19 protein-coding genes, 5 tRNA genes and 1 other RNA gene are annotated in these 17,738 nt (G+C 44.4%); 9 read left to right on the plus strand and 16 right to left on the minus strand.

Features of this window, described 5'->3' with window-relative positions; all coding sequences use genetic code 11:
- Positions 1-16: 16 nt before the first annotated feature.
- The 11 genes from panD to WAK81_RS09805 form a co-directional block, all read right to left on the minus strand.
- Positions 17-397, minus strand: coding sequence for an aspartate 1-decarboxylase (panD, locus tag WAK81_RS09755; protein ID WP_004280606.1), 381 nt, complete (start codon positions 395-397; stop codon positions 17-19).
- A 144-nt stretch (positions 398-541) separates the two neighbouring features.
- Entirely contained in the window at positions 542-1,123 is a 582-nt protein-coding gene (pth, locus tag WAK81_RS09760) for an aminoacyl-tRNA hydrolase (protein WP_004645783.1), read from the minus strand.
- A gap of 18 nt (positions 1,124-1,141) precedes the next feature.
- Positions 1,142-1,438 (minus strand): 50S ribosomal protein L25, encoded by a 297-nt coding sequence (gene rplY / locus WAK81_RS09765; protein WP_422196652.1) that lies wholly within the window; start codon positions 1,436-1,438, stop codon positions 1,142-1,144.
- A gap of 98 nt (positions 1,439-1,536) precedes the next feature.
- The gene (locus WAK81_RS09770) at positions 1,537-2,490 is read right to left on the minus strand and encodes a ribose-phosphate pyrophosphokinase (protein ID WP_004280601.1); all 954 of its coding nucleotides are present in this window, start codon (positions 2,488-2,490) and stop codon (positions 1,537-1,539) included.
- A 36-nt stretch (positions 2,491-2,526) separates the two neighbouring features.
- Positions 2,527-2,601, minus strand: a tRNA-Gln gene (locus WAK81_RS09775).
- Positions 2,602-2,693: 92 nt separating this feature from the next.
- A tRNA-Gln gene (locus tag WAK81_RS09780) sits at positions 2,694-2,768 on the minus strand.
- A gap of 19 nt (positions 2,769-2,787) precedes the next feature.
- Positions 2,788-2,862: transfer RNA gene (locus tag WAK81_RS09785), tRNA-Gln, on the minus strand.
- A gap of 26 nt (positions 2,863-2,888) precedes the next feature.
- Positions 2,889-2,963 (minus strand) — tRNA-Gln (locus tag WAK81_RS09790).
- A 2-nt stretch (positions 2,964-2,965) separates the two neighbouring features.
- A complete protein-coding gene (gene ispE / locus WAK81_RS09795; protein ID WP_422196668.1) occupies positions 2,966-3,793 on the minus strand; it encodes a 4-(cytidine 5'-diphospho)-2-C-methyl-D-erythritol kinase in 828 nt (275 codons plus the stop codon).
- Positions 3,794-3,814: 21 nt separating this feature from the next.
- Positions 3,815-4,393 carry a lipoprotein insertase outer membrane protein LolB gene (gene lolB, locus WAK81_RS09800; RefSeq protein ID WP_422196653.1) on the minus strand — a complete coding sequence of 193 codons (579 nt, stop codon included), beginning with the start codon at positions 4,391-4,393 and terminating at the stop codon, positions 3,815-3,817.
- Between the two features lie 7 nt (positions 4,394-4,400).
- On the minus strand, positions 4,401-6,113 hold the full coding sequence (locus tag WAK81_RS09805; RefSeq protein ID WP_422196654.1) for a tetratricopeptide repeat protein: 1,713 nt from the start codon (positions 6,111-6,113) through the stop codon (positions 4,401-4,403).
- Between the two features lie 79 nt (positions 6,114-6,192).
- Between WAK81_RS09805 and hemA the strand changes: the two genes are divergently transcribed.
- The gene (hemA, locus tag WAK81_RS09810; protein ID WP_422196655.1) at positions 6,193-7,482 is read left to right on the plus strand and encodes a glutamyl-tRNA reductase; all 1,290 of its coding nucleotides are present in this window, start codon (positions 6,193-6,195) and stop codon (positions 7,480-7,482) included.
- Between the two features lie 140 nt (positions 7,483-7,622).
- On the opposite strand, the gene WAK81_RS09815 is transcribed toward hemA, so the two are convergent.
- Entirely contained in the window at positions 7,623-9,545 is a 1,923-nt protein-coding gene (locus tag WAK81_RS09815; protein ID WP_422196656.1) for a DNA primase, read from the minus strand.
- Between the two features lie 213 nt (positions 9,546-9,758).
- Complete coding sequence (locus WAK81_RS09820) at positions 9,759-10,724, minus strand: outer membrane protein assembly factor BamD (protein WP_422196657.1); 966 nt, start codon at positions 10,722-10,724, stop codon at positions 9,759-9,761.
- A 71-nt stretch (positions 10,725-10,795) separates the two neighbouring features.
- Here WAK81_RS09820 and rluD point away from each other — a divergent pair, with 71 nt between their 5' ends.
- The 3 genes from rluD to WAK81_RS09835 are packed head-to-tail and all read left to right on the plus strand — an operon-like array spanning position 10,796 to position 13,227.
- Positions 10,796-11,848 carry a 23S rRNA pseudouridine(1911/1915/1917) synthase RluD gene (gene rluD, locus WAK81_RS09825; protein WP_422196658.1) on the plus strand — a complete coding sequence of 351 codons (1,053 nt, stop codon included), beginning with the start codon at positions 10,796-10,798 and terminating at the stop codon, positions 11,846-11,848.
- A gap of 37 nt (positions 11,849-11,885) precedes the next feature.
- Complete coding sequence (gene pgeF, locus WAK81_RS09830) at positions 11,886-12,626, plus strand: peptidoglycan editing factor PgeF (RefSeq protein WP_422196659.1); 741 nt, start codon at positions 11,886-11,888, stop codon at positions 12,624-12,626.
- A 40-nt stretch (positions 12,627-12,666) separates the two neighbouring features.
- Entirely contained in the window at positions 12,667-13,227 is a 561-nt protein-coding gene (locus WAK81_RS09835; RefSeq protein ID WP_422196660.1) for a flavodoxin family protein, read from the plus strand.
- A gap of 56 nt (positions 13,228-13,283) precedes the next feature.
- Here WAK81_RS09835 and smpB read toward each other — a convergent pair whose 3' ends face one another.
- The gene (gene smpB, locus WAK81_RS09840; protein WP_004280586.1) at positions 13,284-13,763 is read right to left on the minus strand and encodes an SsrA-binding protein SmpB; all 480 of its coding nucleotides are present in this window, start codon (positions 13,761-13,763) and stop codon (positions 13,284-13,286) included.
- Positions 13,764-13,902: 139 nt separating this feature from the next.
- Here smpB and coaD point away from each other — a divergent pair, with 139 nt between their 5' ends.
- The 5 genes from coaD (at position 13,903) to WAK81_RS09865 (ending at position 16,689) form a co-directional block, all read left to right on the plus strand.
- Positions 13,903-14,394 carry a pantetheine-phosphate adenylyltransferase gene (gene coaD, locus WAK81_RS09845; RefSeq protein ID WP_004280585.1) on the plus strand — a complete coding sequence of 164 codons (492 nt, stop codon included), beginning with the start codon at positions 13,903-13,905 and terminating at the stop codon, positions 14,392-14,394.
- A gap of 1 nt (position 14,395) precedes the next feature.
- Positions 14,396-14,659 (plus strand): YfhL family 4Fe-4S dicluster ferredoxin, encoded by a 264-nt coding sequence (locus tag WAK81_RS09850; protein ID WP_422196661.1) that lies wholly within the window; start codon positions 14,396-14,398, stop codon positions 14,657-14,659.
- A gap of 26 nt (positions 14,660-14,685) precedes the next feature.
- An RNA gene (gene rnpB, locus WAK81_RS09855) (RNase P RNA component class A) lies at positions 14,686-15,063 on the plus strand.
- 72 nt (positions 15,064-15,135) lie between these two features.
- A tRNA-Met gene (locus WAK81_RS09860) sits at positions 15,136-15,212 on the plus strand.
- A gap of 100 nt (positions 15,213-15,312) precedes the next feature.
- Positions 15,313-16,689: a KAP family P-loop NTPase fold protein gene (locus WAK81_RS09865; RefSeq protein WP_422196662.1), complete on the plus strand. Its 1,377-nt coding sequence runs from the start codon at positions 15,313-15,315 to the stop codon at positions 16,687-16,689.
- A 1-nt stretch (position 16,690) separates the two neighbouring features.
- Here the strand turns inward: WAK81_RS09865 and WAK81_RS09870 are convergent, their stop codons facing one another.
- Together WAK81_RS09870 and WAK81_RS09875 are read right to left on the minus strand one after the other, a co-directional pair.
- Positions 16,691-17,308 carry a CatB-related O-acetyltransferase gene (locus WAK81_RS09870; RefSeq protein WP_422196663.1) on the minus strand — a complete coding sequence of 206 codons (618 nt, stop codon included), beginning with the start codon at positions 17,306-17,308 and terminating at the stop codon, positions 16,691-16,693.
- Between the two features lie 106 nt (positions 17,309-17,414).
- Positions 17,415-17,738: RidA family protein (locus WAK81_RS09875; protein ID WP_422196664.1), on the minus strand; the 324-nt coding region annotated here is incomplete at its 5' end.

Consider the following 17,738-nt stretch of genomic DNA (forward strand, 5'->3'; position numbering starts at 1 on the left):
ATCTGGTCTGATCAGCTTATGCAACTTGTACCGGAATACAGTTGGCAGTGTGGCTGACTGTATTATTTGGGTTGGCATAAACCAAGCGAGGCTGATGGGCATTCGCTTCAGCTTCAGTGAAATCGCCAAAGGTTGCAATAATCACGATATCGCCTACATCGGCCTGATGCGCAGCACCACCATTCACTGAAATGATGCCTGAATTGTCTTCGCCACGAATTGCATAAGTTGCAAAACGTTTACCATTGGTCACGTTCCACACATGAATTTCTTCGTATTCACGAATGCCAGCCAAATCCATCAAAACGCCATCAATTGCACATGAACCTTCATAGTGTAATTCTGCATGTGTAACGTGAGCGCGGTGAATTTTGCATTTTAATAAACGAGATAGCATGGCTAGCGTCCCCTGAGTTGACCTAAGAGTTTGATCATTTGGTTAAATCAATCTTGCTTGCTGTATGGTGAACAATCGAGCAAACGCATTTTGCGCTTAAATAAACTTTCTGGCAAGCGGAATTGTCCAGCTATTTCTGAATGTTTAGTTCGGCTTGTATGCGTTGATTTGATTCATGGCTTGCTGTACTTCACCATTCACCAGCATTTTTGTGCGGGCGAGGGCATGGGAAATCGCATCATCCATTAAATTCTGTTCGCTGCTTGGCGCTTTACTGAGCACATGACCGGAAACACGGTCTTTGGCACCAGGATGGCCGATTCCAATACGCAGGCGATGGAAGTTTGAACCAATATGCGGCACGATATCGCGTAGACCATTATGACCACCGTGACCACCGCCAGTTTTCAGGCGAATGACACCAGGATTCATATCCAGTTCATCATGGGCAATCAGGATCGATTCAGGTGCGATATTGTAGAATTTGGCGAAAGGAACAACACTTTTACCGGAAAGGTTCATAAAGGTTGTCGGTAGAAGAAGACGGACGTCTTGACCTTCGATATTGCCACGACCGCTAAATCCGTTGAATTTTGGGTCTTTTTTGAGGGTAATGCCATATTGGTCTGCAAGGCGTTCTACGAACCAGAAGCCTGCATTATGGCGGGTTTGGGCATACTCAGAACCTGGGTTACCCAAACCTACAATCAGTGAAATATTTGACACTAATTACACCATTAACACTTATGCGCGTTTGAAGTCAGCGTGCATAGGCGTGTTTTTAGCTGGGTGACGTTGAAGCGCTTGGATTTTCACGCTTTCAGTTTTGCCGTCTACGTTGATTTCAACAACTTCTTCGAAGAATGCATTGTTTTCTAACGCTTTAACAAGCTCACGAAGTTCTAAAGTAACAGCTACAGGAGCAGCTTCGCCACCGTAGATGATTGCTGGAACTTTAGCTTGAAGACGAAGGCGGCGGCTCGCACCTTTCCCTTGAACTGCTTCTTCACGTGCTGCTGCGTTTAATACGAAGTTTGCCATGATAGACATCCTATTTAAGTTAAATGAACTAAACTTGCGACCAGTCTAGTGAGTAAAAGCCCTACCAAATGGCAGGGCTTTGAAAATTCAGCGCTCTATTATAGATAAGAATCGAACATTGCGCTAATAGATTCTTCGTTGTTAATACGACGAATCGTTTCGGCAACCATGCTGGCTACTGAAACCTGGCGAATCTTGCCTAGTGCTAAAGCTTCATCAGAAAGAGGAATGGTATCAGTCACAACCAGTTCATCAATCACAGAATTCTTTAAGTTTTCAATCGCTTTACCAGAAAGTACTGGATGCGTTGCATACGCAACAACCTTGCGAGCACCGAAAGTTTTCAATGCATCAGCAGCTTTGCAAAGCGTACCAGCAGTATCTACCATGTCATCAACGATGACACAATCACGATCTTTTACATCGCCAATCAAATGCATCACTTGTGATTCATTCGCTTTTTGACGACGCTTATCGATGATTGCAAGATCGATATCGCCCATTTGTTTCGCAACAGCACGTGCACGCACTACACCACCCACGTCAGGTGAAACCACCATCAGGTTGTGATGCGATTGTTGACGCAAGTCAGCAAGTAGCGCTGGTGTACCGTAGATGTTGTCTACAGGGATATCGAAGAAGCCTTGGATCTGGTCAGCGTGCAAGTCGATCATTACAACGCGGTCAACGCCTACAGTAGTGAGCATGTCTGCTACAACTTTTGCAGTAATTGGAACACGTGCTGAACGTGGACGACGGTCTTGACGAGCATAACCAAAATAAGGAATCACGGCAGTAATACGACCCGCACTTGCACGACGCAAAGCATCAGCCATCACTAAGATTTCCATCAGGTTATCGTTAGTTGGGGCACAAGTAGGTTGTACTATAAATACGTCTTTACCACGAACGTTTTCAGTAATCTCGACAGCAATTTCACCGTCAGAGAACTGACCTACAGAGGCAGCGCCTAGAGGAATATGTAAGTGACTTACGACTTTTTGAGCGAATTGTGGATGCGCAGATCCACTAAAAACGACAAGATTGGGCATGAAGCACCCTTGGCGGTTGGGATATATGGGAATAAATGGCAGGGGTAGCTGGATTCGAACCAACGGATGCCGAGATCAAAACCCGGTGCCTTACCACTTGGCGATACCCCTAATGCGGCAGAACTTTAATATTTTTGCGGTAAAGTGTCAAGGTAAATTAACAGTCTTACAGCAAATGAGTGTTCTGTCTTTTTTCGAGAAAATGGCAGGGGCGGCTGGATTCGAACCAACGGATGCCGAGATCAAAACCCGGTGCCTTACCACTTGGCGACGCCCCTAAATTTGATGACTGTAAGATGGCAGGGGTAGCTGGATTCGAACCAACGGATGCCGAGATCAAAACCCGGTGCCTTACCACTTGGCGATACCCCTAATACAGTACATCTACAGGTGAAAAATGGCAGGGGTAGCTGGATTCGAACCAACGGATGCCGAGATCAAAACCCGGTGCCTTACCACTTGGCGATACCCCTATCTACACTTTAAACTGAACTAAAGGTGATTCTTGTAAACTGTTGACCAGGTAAGCTTTACATGGTGCATTTGCAAGAATATCTTCGATATTCAGATTTTCAGTGACTTCAATAAACACACAAGCACCTGTACCTGTAAGCTTTGCTTTTCCGAACTGGTCGAGATATTGCATTGCTTCATCTACTTCAGGATATAAGCTTCTTGCCAGTGGCTCAAAGTTATTTCCAAAATCAGATGGCGTTTCCTGATAGGCGCAAAATTTAGAGCTCTTCGTGTCTCTTGTCAATGCTTTTTGCGAAAAAAGCAGTTGAGTGCTGATAAAACAATCAGGTTTTAACACAATGAATTTTTTTTGATCTAAGTCTATGAATGTTAAGTGTTCGCCAATGCCTTCGGCCCAGGCATTTTTACCATGCACAAATATTGGCACATCTGCGCCTAGCTTGACCCCAAGTTCTGCCAGTTGTTTGATATTTAAGCCGCACTGCCAGAGTTGGTTCAGCACAATCAGGGTCGTCGCTGCATTGGAAGAGCCGCCACCGAGACCTGCACCCATCGGGATATTTTTTTCCAGACGAATCTTTAGCCCGGAGGGCGTTTTGGCATAGGGCTTCAACAACTGTATCGCCCGATAGATTAAATTCTGTTGCAGATCGACTGAGGCCAGACCTTCTATCTGAATCGTATCATCAGTGCTTTGTTCAAACTCCAGCCAGTCATACAGGTCAATCAGCTGAAAAATACTTTGCAGCTCATGATAGCCATTTTCACGGCGACCGGTGATATGTAGAAACAAATTCAGTTTAGCAGGCGAGGGAACACGAATCATCATAGGCTGGAATCAGGTCAATTAACGGTTTTCAATGATCATTGTAATACGGTTTTCTGCACCATTTCCAAGTGACTGCTTTAAAATCAAACGGTTTGGCATTTTGGCCTGCGCATTATAATTGAGATCGACCGTCCAGCCCTGTTCGATAATCTGGTTAATCCGCTGCGTATCGTCTTTTTGTAATTTGGCAGTCGTGGTGGCAGGGCGGGCTTGTACCCAATCGACTAAATAACTGATCGGCGCTTGCCAGCCTGTTGCGCGTTGCAGTAATTCCTCGGCACTGGCTGCCTGAATCACACCGGTTTTTGCGCTGTTTAAGGTCACTTGTCCCGGTGTGCCAGAAATCTGGGTTTTACCGACGCCTAAGATACCGCTGAGCTCAATATCAAATTCTTCCTGCTGTTGTACCCAGGTAAAGAATGCGCTGCCAGTCTGTTGAGGGGTGCGAACACCAATTTTACCTTGCAGTTGAAATTGATTCTCTGCCTGTACAGCCGGAGTGGCAGGCGTTTGTGGCTTGATCATCTGCTGACAGCCAGTTAAAAATAAAGCAGTGGCTACAAAGGCACAGCAGCCCAATTGGCTCAAATTGCGCATAAATAAATTAACTCGTTTTGGTTTGTGGTGCTAACAATAGCGAATTAAGTTGTTTCAATTCTGGGGCATTTGGATGGTTTTGTTGTAATTGTTGTAACACTTGGTGGAATTGTTGTAGATCACCTTTCATGTACAACGACCGAGCATAACGCACCCCAATCTTCACATTCGGATTCAACTGATAGGCTTTGTATAACACGTCCGCAGCTGTGGCGAAGTCGTTCTGTAAATAACAGATATAACCATAGGTATCCAGAATGGACGCCTGTTCCGGTGCATATTCCAGTGCCTGTTCGACATAGCGGCGTGCTTCTTCGAGACGGCGGTTCTGCATCGCCAGGGTATAGGCATAGGCATTCAGATAGGTTGGACTGTTCGGTTCGATTTTGAGTAAAGTGCTGAGTAATTCATCCAGCTTGTGGCGATCCTGATGGGGGTCCAGCAACAGGACTTGCGAATAGACCAGTTCAGGATCATCCGGCAGGTTTTTGCTGGCTTCTTCCAGCAGGCGAATGGCGGCTTTTTTGTTCTGCATGCGCGTCAAAATATCCGCCTGGGCCAGATAAAGGAAGCTGGCATGTTGCGGATAATTGACTCGTTCCTGAGTCAAGAAACGTAGTGCATCATGTAATTTATCCTGCTGGGCGAAAATCGAGATCATGTTGCGACGTGAGACGGTGTAAAGACTGCCATCGACCAAACGATAATAGGCTTTAGCCGTTTCATAATGCTGTTTGCGTTCTGCATTCACTGCCAGATAATAATAGGCTTCATTCTGATATTGCGCAGAATAACGTAGTTCGACCAGATATTTTTCGGCCTTCTCGTATTCTTCTAAGTCAATACTGGTCAGTCCGGCAATAAACAGGGCTTCTTCGGCAGTCGGCCATTTTTTTAGAATATCCTGCAGTTTTTTCAGCGCCAAAGTTGCTTCGTTCAGCTTGACCAGATATTTGACTTCGGCCAGACGTACATCCAGATTATTGCGGTTTTTACGGCTGGATTTTTCATACCATTGCAGCGTGGCCTGAGTATCGCCGAGTGCATTGAGCAGATTGGCTTTCATCAGGATATAGCCGGTTGCATTCGGCCGTTTTTTTAAGGCGCGGTTAACTGTATTTAAAGCCTGTTCGAGCTGACCATTTTGTGCTTCCAGCCCGGCCACTAGCACCAGAATAGACGGATTGTCCTTGGCTTTAGTGGTACTTAAGGCCTGAATAAGATAACTGCGGTCTTCTGTGCCTTCTGGTGAAATTCCGGCGAGAATTTCTTCCAGATCGGCGCTGTCATCAATTTGCAGGATTTTTTCTAAGGTTTCTGCGGCCAGCTCATATTCATGCGCTTTGAGGGCAATATGTGATAAATAAAATAAAGCGGGGACATCTTGTGGCTCCTGTACCACCCAGTGCGTGGAGATATCTAGTGCCGCCTGTAGATTATCATGTTCTAGTGCGACATTCAGCGCACGCTGCTTGACTGAAGTGGAATTGCTCTTGATCGCCAGCACCGTATAGTTGTGCAAAGCGGTCGGAATGTCGTGTGCAGCGATAGCAAACTCGGCCATCATACTTTGTTTTATCGCATCATAATTTTGATTTGCATGGTAAACTGCTTCCGCTGCATAGAGATGTGCAGTCGAAGCCATGCTACCCACCAGTAGGAATGTGGTAGAATATTGCTTAATTGTAGGGCCGTTGATACGGCTGATTGTTTGACGCAATTTTTTCTTGATCCAAGTAATGCTTTTTATGACACCGATGTTGCACAATAGCATAAATTTAGTGAAATGATGACCTGATATGTCTTTCTTTGCATTGGGTGTCAACCATCAAACTGCCTCTGTAGAACTGCGCGAACAAGTGGCTTTTAACCCTGAAAAGTTAAGTGCCATTCTTGCCGAGCAAAGCCAACACCCTGAACTGAATGACATGGTGGTGGTGTCTACATGTAACCGGACCGAAGTTTACGCCATGTCTCAAAATGCTGACATGGTGCTGAACTGGCTCGCCCAGAAAAATGGGGTGGATGTCAAACAACTGCAACATCATGTCTATCGTTATGAAAATGCCCAGGCAGTAACGCATCTGATGCGTGTCGCCAGTGGTCTGGATTCACTGATGCTCGGTGAACCACAAATTCTGGGACAGGTCAAAACGGCACTTTCTCTGGCCAAAGACTCCCATACGGTGTCGCGCAATCTCAACCGAATTTTTGAATATGCCTTTTATGCCGCTAAACGCGTGCGTTCAGAAACGGCTGTCGGCAGTCATGCGGTCTCGATGGGCTATTCGGTGGCGCAACTGGCGTTGCAAGTATTTAGTCATCCGGACAAGCTGACCATTATGGTGGTAGCAGCCGGGGAGATGAACAGTCTGGTGGCCAAACACCTTGCAGAGATGGGGGTGGGCAAGATCATTATCTGTAACCGTACCCGTGAACGTGCGGATATTCTGGCGCAGGAAATTGCACATCGGGTTGAAGTCGAAATTATAGACTTTGATCAGCTTGCAGAAAATCTGCATCGTGCTGATGTCATTTCCAGTTGTACCGGCAGTTTGCATCAGGTGATTCACTATCCTGATGTCAAGGCAGCATTAAAGAAACGCCGTTACCAGCAGATGCTACTGGTCGATCTGGCAGTACCGCGTGATATTGATGCCAAAGTAGAAAGCTTGGACGGGGTTTATCTATATGGTGTCGATGACCTGCAAAGCGTGATTGAGGAAAATCTGGCACAGCGCCGTCAAGCGGCGGTTGAAGCCGAGATCATGGTCAATCAGCTGGCTACAGAACTGATGACCCAGCAGAAGGTCAAACAGGCCGGGGCGACCATTCATGCCTATCGTGATCATGGTGAAACTTTACGTCAGGAAGAATTGACACTGGCAATGCAACGAATTGCCAAAGGTGAAAAGGCAGATACTGTACTGGCCGAGTTTTCACATCGTTTGACCCAAAAACTGTTGCATCCAACTTCTATTGTGCTGCGTGAAGCAGCCAAAGCGGAAGATCCTGCCTATTTTGAGCTGTTGCAGGAAGAACTGGGTAATGTAGTTGCGAAGCGTCGTAAATCCAGGCACTCACTTTAATCAGCATGATCGGGTTATGGGTTATTTTCTGATATACACGTCAGTATACAACCCCAGCTAGATGGTTCGAAAAGTTTGTAAATAGTACTGTGAGCTAGCCCCGACCTCCTTTGATTCAAAAGAATAAATGGTGTGGAAAATTAGTCTTCTAACAGGGTCATCGAGCGTTTGCGATCAATCTCATAAATCTGCATTTTCAGGTTTTTCATTTCAGCAATGCTGCTAAATTTCTTTGACTTAATCTTGTTTTTTAAACACTGATATTGCAGCTTGGTCGAAAAATCAGCCGCGAGTTTGTCGGCCTGTTCCGGTGATGAGGTGTAATCGCTGACATTGGCATGCTGCAGAATATGCTGCAGTTCATGATGATGTGCTGCGCAGGCACCGAGCACATAATAGATCGACAGTTCAGGATCATCCGGCAGGTCATCAAAAATCACATTCAGAATATTCAGAATTTTAAACAGCAACTGATCTTCCGCCACCAGCGCACGCAGCGGTTCAAAATGAATATACAAATAAGGATGATTCATCAAGATCGCAATCACATATTCTTCAGCATCAATTTTAGTGCTAAAGCTTAAGGACGCATCCGTATTGACCTTAGGTTGCCATTTACGGTTAAAGCCTAGTTTTTCCCGAAAAAATTGCTGGAGCAAATAACGGAATGAACCGTGTTTGGGCAGTAACTCGGTCAGATTTTTCAGTTCACCCATGACCTGACTTTTGCCTTCAGGGGTGGTGATATCCTGATTTTGGGTCAGGTGGGCAAACACGAAGTCCGACATCAGCGGTGCCTGTTCCAGCAAGCGTCTAAAGTTTTCTATCCCTTCACGGCGGATCAATGAATCTGGGTCATGGTCAGCGGGCAAGACAAAGAACTTCAGCTCTCGGCCATCATTCAGCAGGGGCAGGGCAATGTCCAGAGTACGGCGCGCCGCTTTTTGACCGGCAGCATCCCCATCAAAGGCAATGGTCAGCCGGTTGTTCTGCTTGAACAGAATGTTCAGGTGGTCGGTATTACTCGCTGTCCCTAAAGTCGCCACTGCGCCATGAATGCCATATTGCTGAAGCGCAATCACATCCATGTAGCCTTCGACCATCAGCCATTCTTGAGCTTTCTGCTTGCGCCCTTCATACAGACCATACAGCAACTGGTTTTTATGGAAGACCTCAGAGTCTGGCGAGTTGATGTATTTCGGCTTGATCTCGTCATTGAGTGCGCGACCACCAAAACCAACTACACGCCCCTTGGTATCACGGATTGGGAAAATGACCCGCTCACGCAGCAGGTCAAAGTCACGGCCACTGTCGCTGGTACGAATCAGACCGAGGAGTTTTAGGCCTTCAATATCCTGAGGAAAGGCTTTTTCCAGATGTTGCCAGTCTTCAGGCGCATAGCCTAAGCGCCAATAGGCTATGGTTTCCGTAGTCAGACCACGTTGCTTAAAATATTGTTGGGCACTCGGGCTGTTCGGTAGTTGGCGCTCATAGAACTGTGCAATATTTTCCAGCAGGTCGTAGAGGTTGCCGTCTTGCTGAACTTCAGCCATGGGCAAATGTTCAAAAGAAGCAAAAGGGTCGCCGTAAAAGTCTTGTTCGGCTGCCTGAAACTCTGCAAATGGGTCAAAACTCGCCGTAGATGCAGCACTATTATTTTCTGTTGGAGCATTATTTTGTTGCGGCTGAACTTGTGGTATAGCTTGAGCAGGCGCAATTTTGGGCTTGGCTGCTTCACGTTTATATTTTAATTTATTCGAATCGGTATTGTCTTTAGGCAGTTCGATGCCGGTCTGACTGGACAGGTCTTTCATCACTTCGACAAAATTACGGCTGCCAATATCCATTAAAAAACGGATGGCATTACCATTGGCCTGACAGCCAAAACAGTGAAAATACTGTTTATCGCGATAGACGTGAAAAGACGGTGATTTTTCCTGATGAAAAGGGCAGCAGCCTGAATAGGTACGACCCGTTTTTTTCAGTTTTACGAATTGACCAATCACATCGACAATATCGGTGCGATCGAGAATCTGATCAATCGTATGTTGAGGAATGGCCATGGTCTGCTGAGCTTCTCGTGCTGATATCTAAGGTCTAAATCACTGAAAATAGTCTGGTTGAACATTGAATATTTCAAGTTCCTTTGTATACCTTTTGCATGTTTTGTTCAAGCCTTGGCTGGACAACGCAAAAGGGCAAGTATGATACCTTGCCCTTGAGGAAAATGCACCTGTAACGCGCTGTCTTGCTGATGCTGCCGGACTTATTTAGCTTTATTCAGCCGTTTTAGGACGATCCAGCAAACCAAATGAAATGCGATTGGTGATGCTGCGCTTTTCAGTTTCTGGCATATCCGATTGTGTATCGGTGTCGGTTACAGTCTTGGCTTCTTTACCAAAAATACCCAGTGTCGCGCGGTTAAAGAAACTGCTTTCGCTACGCGCTGCACGCAGATTCACCGTACCATCTGATTTCACCAGATTCGGATAATTCAGCTTTAATACATCCACATATTGCTGAGAAGTCGCTTTATCACCTAGCTGATCATAGCCATAAGCGACTGTTGCCAGTGCTTCTGGAATCTGCGGAGTTTGAGGATAATGTTCAATCACCCACAAGCCACGTTCAACTGCTGCCAGATATGCCTTACGCTTGATGTTGAAACGTGCTGCATTCATTTCATGCTCAGCCAGTTCCTGACCGATAAATTGCATACGCTGTGCTGCATCCACTGCATAAGTACTAGATGGATAGCGGCGAATGAAATCAACAAAATTCTGGTAAGCCACTTTCAGGTAGCTGACATCACGATGCGACTGTTTCAGCGAGGTATAACGCAGCAGACCGTTATAGTTTTGTTCCATATTGGCGACACCGCGTACATAGTAGGCATAGTCGACATTCGGATGTTGCGGGTTCAGACGGATAAAACGCTCTGCCAGTGCAACCGCACCTTCATAATCTTTTTGCTGGAATTTCACATACAACAGTTCAAGCTGCGCTTGCGGGGCATACTGACTGGTCGGGAAATAAGTTTCCAGCGCTTCTAACTGTTTTGCTGCATCGGTATATTGATTACGATCTAGCGCTTTCTGTGCTTTTTGAATATAAACCTGTTCGCTAGATTCCGGACCTTTATCCACGACTTCTTTTTTTGGATTACTGCTACAGCCTACCATTGCCGATGCAATGCCTAATGTCACAGCAAGCATTGTCATTTTATAATGTGGTAGCGACATAAAAATTCCTCTGTTAATACGGGCAATGAGCTACAATTGCACTATTAAACCACTTTTGTCTGAATGAGCAAATGAGTCAAGCACAATCTTCCAATTCTAATATCCCTGATACTGATTTCAATTTACTTGAAGATTCTGAGGATGCAGATAACCATACTTCAGAAGCAACTGCAACACGTTTATCGTTGCAATTTCAACTGGATGAAACTTATATCGGGCAACGTATCGACCAGATTGCCGCAATGGTCTGGAGCGATTTTTCTCGAGAAAAATTAAAGCAATGGATTAAAGATGGCAATTTATTGGTGAATGGTCAACCGGTTAAGCCTAAATTTAAAAGTGATGGTTTTGAAACCCTGACCTTAAATGTCGAGCTTGAAGCGCAAACGCGCAGTCTGCCGGAAGATATTCCAATGGACATTATCTATGAAGATGATGACATTATGGTCATCAACAAACCAGTCGGTATGGTGGTACATCCGGGTGCCGGAAATACCTCGGGCACCTTGGTCAATGCTTTATTGCATCATTATCCAAAATCGGCTGAACTGGCGCGTGCAGGTCTGGTACATCGTATCGACAAAGACACCAGCGGTCTGTTGGTGGTTGCCAAAAATCTGGAAGCACAGTTCTCTCTCAGCAAACAGCTTGAGAAGAAATCAGTATATCGCCTGTATGACCTCGTAGTTTACGGCAACATTATTGCTGGTGGCACCATTGATGAGCCGATCAAGCGCCATCCGGTGGATCGTGTGAAAATGGCTGTTCTGCCAGGCGGGAAGGATGCAGTCACGCATTACAACGTCAAAGAGCGTTTCCAGCATTTCACCCGTGTCCAGGCCCGTCTGGAAACTGGTCGTACCCATCAGATTCGTGTACATTTTAGCTATATCGGCTTTGGCCTGGTGGGCGATCAGGTATATATGCCGCGTGTACGTATGCCTGCAGGTGCATCACAATTACTAGATGATACTTTACGTGGCTTTAAACGTCAGGCCTTGCATGCAGCGAAACTCGGTCTAACTCATCCGCGCACCAAAGAAGAAATGACCTTTGAAGCGCCGTGGCCGGAAGACTTTGCCAATCTGATTGAAGTGCTGCGCACCGAAAACAAAGCCTATTAATCTTTTTATTTAGCTCGCGTCAAAGCAAGGAATCGAGATGCAATTTGTACCAGGACTTCCACAAGGTGTGTATGTGGGCCAGACCCGCATTCATCATGCGAAAGTACAGTCATCAGCACAGCCTGAGCTTGCAGGTTTTAATCTGGCCTTGCATGTGCAGGATGATGCGCAACGGGTACAACAGCATCGTATGGCTTTACTGCAAGATTTCGCTGCCTTTGGCGTAGATAAAATTACCTGGATGACCCAGACACATAGCACCATCTGTCATACCATTAACGAGCAGATGCCATTTACCGCACTGGTCGGAGATGGTCTGGTGACTCAGCGTAAGGCGCATGCCTTGATGATGATGACTGCAGACTGCTTGCCGGTGGTATTGGGTAATCCGGATGGCACAGAAGTTGCCAATTTGCATGCTGGTTGGCGTGGTCTGGCGGGTGGGATTGTCGAAAATACCATCGCAGCCATGCAAACTCCGCCGACCTGGGCCTGGCTCGGTGCGGCAATTAGCCAGCCCTGTTTTGAAATTGGCGAAGAAGTGAAAATTGCATTCTGTTCCAAATATCCTGAGCTGGACAGTGCATTTCAGGCAGGGGAACAGGCAGGTAAGCACTATGCTGATCTATATGCGATTGCACGTTATATCCTGAATCAGCATGGGATCAAAACCGTACTGGGTGGTGATCAGTGTTCTTATCGTCAGGCGGATGAATATTTTTCTTATCGCCGTGAGCCAAAAACAGGGCGTATGGCGACATTCGTGTTTATGGCATGAAAATGTTAAACTTAACTGAATTTTTTGGCTTTTGAGCGTTATGTCCCTATCTTCCAAATCTGTTGCGATTGTTTATCATAGTCCTTATGGACACACGGCTAAAGTGGCAAATTTTATTGCCGATGGTGCGCGAGAAACTGGTGTTCAGGTGTATGTGATGAATGTCGAACATATAGACTGGGATGTACTAGACGCCGCGGATGCAATTGTATTTGGCTGTCCGACCTATATGGGTAGTCTGACCGCTGCCATGAAGCTGTTTATGGAACAGTCTTCCAAGCGCTGGTTGGCACGTACTTGGCAGGGCAAACTGGCAGCCGCCTTTACCAATGGTGGCGGACTCAGTGGCGACAAGCTGGCGGTCCTGCAGCAAATCAACTTGTTTGCCATGCAGCACGGTATGCTATGGAGTGGATTGCCATTAATGCCAACAGGACGTGCAGTGACGGACCTGAACCGGATGTCGAGCTTTTTGGGTTTAATGACCCAGTCGGATAATGCGCCGGTTGAAGTTACTCCACCTGAAGGGGATTTAAAAACCGCGCTCTGGTTTGGTGAATATATTGCCCTGACTCTGGCAAGACTGGGCGGCAAAGCTTAAAGTTATAAAAAAACCTCCGAATGTGGAGGTTTTTTTTATCTTCAATTTTTAATCCATTATTTATGGAAAATTCGTGCTTTATCACGTTGCCAGTCACGGTCTTTTTCAGTAGCACGTTTGTCGTGTAACTGCTTACCTTTCACCAAGGCAATTTCCAGCTTGGCATGTGGACCTTTCCAGTAACAGGCCAGTGGTACGCAGGAATAACCTTTCTGGTTAATTGCACCCATCAGCTTTTCAATTTCACGGCGGTTCAGCAACAGCTTGCGAGTACGGGTTGCTTCAGGTACAACGTGTGTCGAAGCACTCAGTAAAGGTTGAACCTGAGCACCGAACAGGAACGCTTCACCATTTTTAAAGGTAATATAGCTTTCGACAATGGTCATGCGACCGGCACGCATTGATTTGACTTCCCAGCCCTTTAATGAAAGCCCCGCTTCAAATTTCTCTTCAATAAAATAATCGTGGCGGGCACGTTTATTCAGTGCAATGGTACCGCCATTATTTTTTTTTACTACAATAGATGCTTTCGCCATAATCTGATACTTCCAAACGTGCTGCTATTGTACCGCAACTAGAAATAAGGTGAAGTTTTTTAAATTAATGAGGATTATTCACCAAAAAAACAAGTTTTTGCTAAAATAAGATTCTACATAACAAACAGAGTACAAATGGATGTCTAAAACTCGTGTGATTTATCCGGGGACTTTTGATCCAATTACCAATGGACATATTGATTTGGTAACCCGCGCAGCGCGAATGTTTGATGAAGTCGTGGTAGCCATTGCCATCGGTCATCATAAAAATCCGGTATTTAGTCTGGAAGAGCGTGTCGCATTGGCGAAAGAGTCATTGAGTCATTTGGACAATGTTGAATTTGTAGGTTTTGACGGTTTGCTCGTCAATTTTTTCCGTGAGCAAAAGGCGACTGCTGTATTGCGTGGTTTGCGTGCAGTGTCTGATTTTGAGTACGAATTTCAGCTGGCAAATATGAACCGTCAGCTGGACTCCCACTTTGAAGCGGTGTTTTTAACCCCTTCAGAGCAATATTCTTTTATTTCATCCACTTTGGTGCGTGAAATTGCTCGATTAAGAGGTGATGTGACCAAGTTTGTACCACCAAACGTGGTTGCCGCCTTCGAGCGTAAACTTCAACAAGGTTGGTAGCGTGTCTTTATATATCACCGATGAATGCATTAATTGTGATGTCTGTGAACCTGTATGCCCGAATGAGGCGATATTCATGGGGGAACTCATCTATGAGATTAACCCGGACTTATGTACAGAGTGCGTCGGACATCATGACAAACCGCAGTGCCAGTTGTTCTGTCCAGTGGATTGTATTCCACTGGATCCGAATCATGTTGAAACGCAGGAACAGCTGCAAGCCAAGTATGAAAAACTGACTGCTCAAAAAACATCAAGCAATTAGTCTGGATATTTGATACTATGCCGCTCGAAGTGAGCCAGACGATCGCTGCTGTGGAGATCTCCGTGATTGAAGCAGGGGAGGAAAGTCCGGGCTTCATAGGGCAAGGTGCCAGGTAACGCCTGGGCGGTGCAAACCGACGGCAAGTGCAGCAGAGAGAAGACCGCCTTCATTATGTTTTCGAGCAATCGGAATCGGAGGTAAGGGTGAAAGGGTGCGGTAAGAGCGCACCGCATGGCTGGTAACAGTTCATGGCGAGGTAAACCCCACCGGAAGCAAGACCAAATAGGAATCCATTAGGCATGGCCCATGCTGGATTCGGGTAGGTCGCTTGAGCGCATGAGTGATTGTGCGCCTAGAGGAATGATCGTTCACGACAGAACCCGGCTTATCGGCTCACTTCAACAAATTTTGATCAAACAGCACAATATGGGGTTGACGTGATTTACAGAAAATCCCATAATGCGCGCACAGTTTAAGGCTATGTAGCTCAGTTGGTTAGAGCACCGCACTCATAATGCGGGGGTCACAAGTTCAAGTCTCGTCATAGCCACCATATTCTGAAAAAACCTACTCCGATTGAGTGGGTTTTTTTATGCCTAAAGAAAATTAAAATGATAAGATCATTTTAAATAAGCAACTGTATTTAAAAAGTAATGCTGAAGACACAAATAAATCTACATAAAGATAATGATGAAAATATTGAGATTGCATGGGATGGAGACCTTTGGGATAGAAGACGTCTAGGATTACAATTAGAGCGTTATGTTGATCGCTTGCAATGTGGTGCTGTATTGGCTTTAGATGCACGTTGGGGTGAAGGAAAAACATGGTTTGTTCGAAACTGGAAACGTCATTTAGAAACGACTGAAATTCCACACAATGTGATTTATTTAGATGCTTTCGCAAATGATTATTTAGATGATCCTTTTTTAGTTATTACATCTGAAATTTCGAATATTTTAAAGAAAGATAAAAGTACGAAAAGGCGAGTAAAAAAATTAATTGAACTATCAGCATCTGTAGGAACTACCTTACTTCCTTCGCTACCTAAAGTTGCTTTAACACTTGGGCTTCATTTAGTCGGAGCGGGGTTATTAAGTGGTGTTCTACAACAAGGTTATGAAAGTGCAAAAGATGAAATAGATATATTGTCTGAGGAAGCAAGTGATCGAATTAAAGAAAGTATTCAAAATAAAATTGCTAATCATGAAGCAGAAAAAAATACTTTATTAGATTTTAAAAAACATTTATCAGAAACAGTCGATAAATTAGATAAACCTTTAGTTTTTATTATTGATGAATTAGACCGTTGTCGTCCTGATTTTGCAATTCGATTGATTGAAAGAATTAAGCACTTTTTTGATATTCCGAAAATTGTTTTTGTTTTAGTTGTGCATAAAGACAATTTAAAGCAAATCATCAATACTCATTATGGGTATGAAAATATAAATGAAGACTATCTGGATAAATTTATAGATTTTAGCATTCCTTTACCACAAATTTCTTATCCTGGTAAGGATTTCTACCTGCACTATGAAAAAATAGCACAGTTGTTGAAGCAGGTTGGGGTTTATTCTGATGACATATGTTTTACGTTTTATATGTCGCAACATAGGCAATATAAAACAGCAAGAGAATTGAAAAAAGTAATTAATCAATTTGCTTTGCTTAAGCAAGATCGAAAAAGTGATATGTTTTTAATAGTAGCATTAATGCAAGGGGCGCATAACCTAGAAGAAAAAATGATTAATATTTTTTATACTTTCTTAAATGGATATGAGCCTATGGATAGTTTAAATGTTTTAAAAAGTTTAACTACTAGAGACTTTAAGAACTTTGAAAATAAAATAGAATCAAAATTTAATTACAAAAATATTGAGATATTAAGTTTAATTAAGGCATTAAAGGATGCAGAAACTCAAGGGGATCAAAATGATGTTTTATTAGGCTACAATTTGTATGGAGTTGATGGTGGAGAGGAGGAATTTTCCTCTCAATTTAAAAATTATATTGAACACAATCTGTATTAAATTATCTTAAAGCCTCTCTGATTTGATTAACATCATCCGTCTGTAACTGATCACGCATTTTTAAAAACTGCTTTTCATCAATATCGTAAATTTTAAGGGAAAGCAGTTTTTCAATATCTTCCTGAGGGAAACGGTATTTAATGACTTTTGCAGGTACGCCACCGACAACAGCATAAGGTGGCACATCTTTGGTCACGACTGCGCCTGTCGCCACTACAGCACCTTCGCCTAGCTTCACGCCTTGCATAATCATGGCACGTGAGCCAATCCAGCAGCCATCGCCAATAACAGTATCGCCAGCAGGCACAAAACTGCGTGTATCGAACGGAAACGCTGAAATCCAGTCAGTGCGGTGCAACTGGTTGCCACCCATCATAATCACGCATTCAGCGCCAAAGCAGACAAAATTGCCGATATAGAGCTGATCAATCGGCTTCTCAGGCGTTGCAGGCTTATCATGTAAATAACGCACTACACAGCGCTCAAAACCCTGATCCCAATAGGCCGAATAATACGAATAATTCCCTTTGATATGAATGTTGGGATTCTTCACCGTTTTTGAGATGAACTCAAATTCACACCAATGATTTACAGGAGAATTAATTAACTTTTCAGCCATAAGGGAGATACAAAAAATAGTGAATAAGAAATTATACCTAATCGGCGTTTAAGCTTGCTGAATAATCTCTAAAAGATACTCAAGCGACTGCGAATAACGCAAATGATTAGACTGGTGTAGATGCTGTAGGAATACGAGCAATCACTTTAATCTCAAAATCAAAACCTGCCAGCCAATTCACGCCAACAGCTGTCCAATTAGGATAAGGCTTTTGATTAAATACTTGCTGCTTAACTTTCATAATGCTTTCAAACTGCTGTTCAGGATCGGTATGAAAAGTGGTGACATCGACAATATCATCGAAAGTACAACCTGCCGCTGCTAATGTAGCAGTCAGGTTTTTAAAAGCCTGTTCTACCTGTTTCTCGAAGTCCGGTTCAGGGCTACCATCTTCACTGCTACCGACCTGACCCGATACAAAGAGTAAATC

The organism is Acinetobacter sp., from assembly GCF_049284435.1.
Taxonomy (GTDB): domain Bacteria; phylum Pseudomonadota; class Gammaproteobacteria; order Pseudomonadales; family Moraxellaceae; genus Acinetobacter.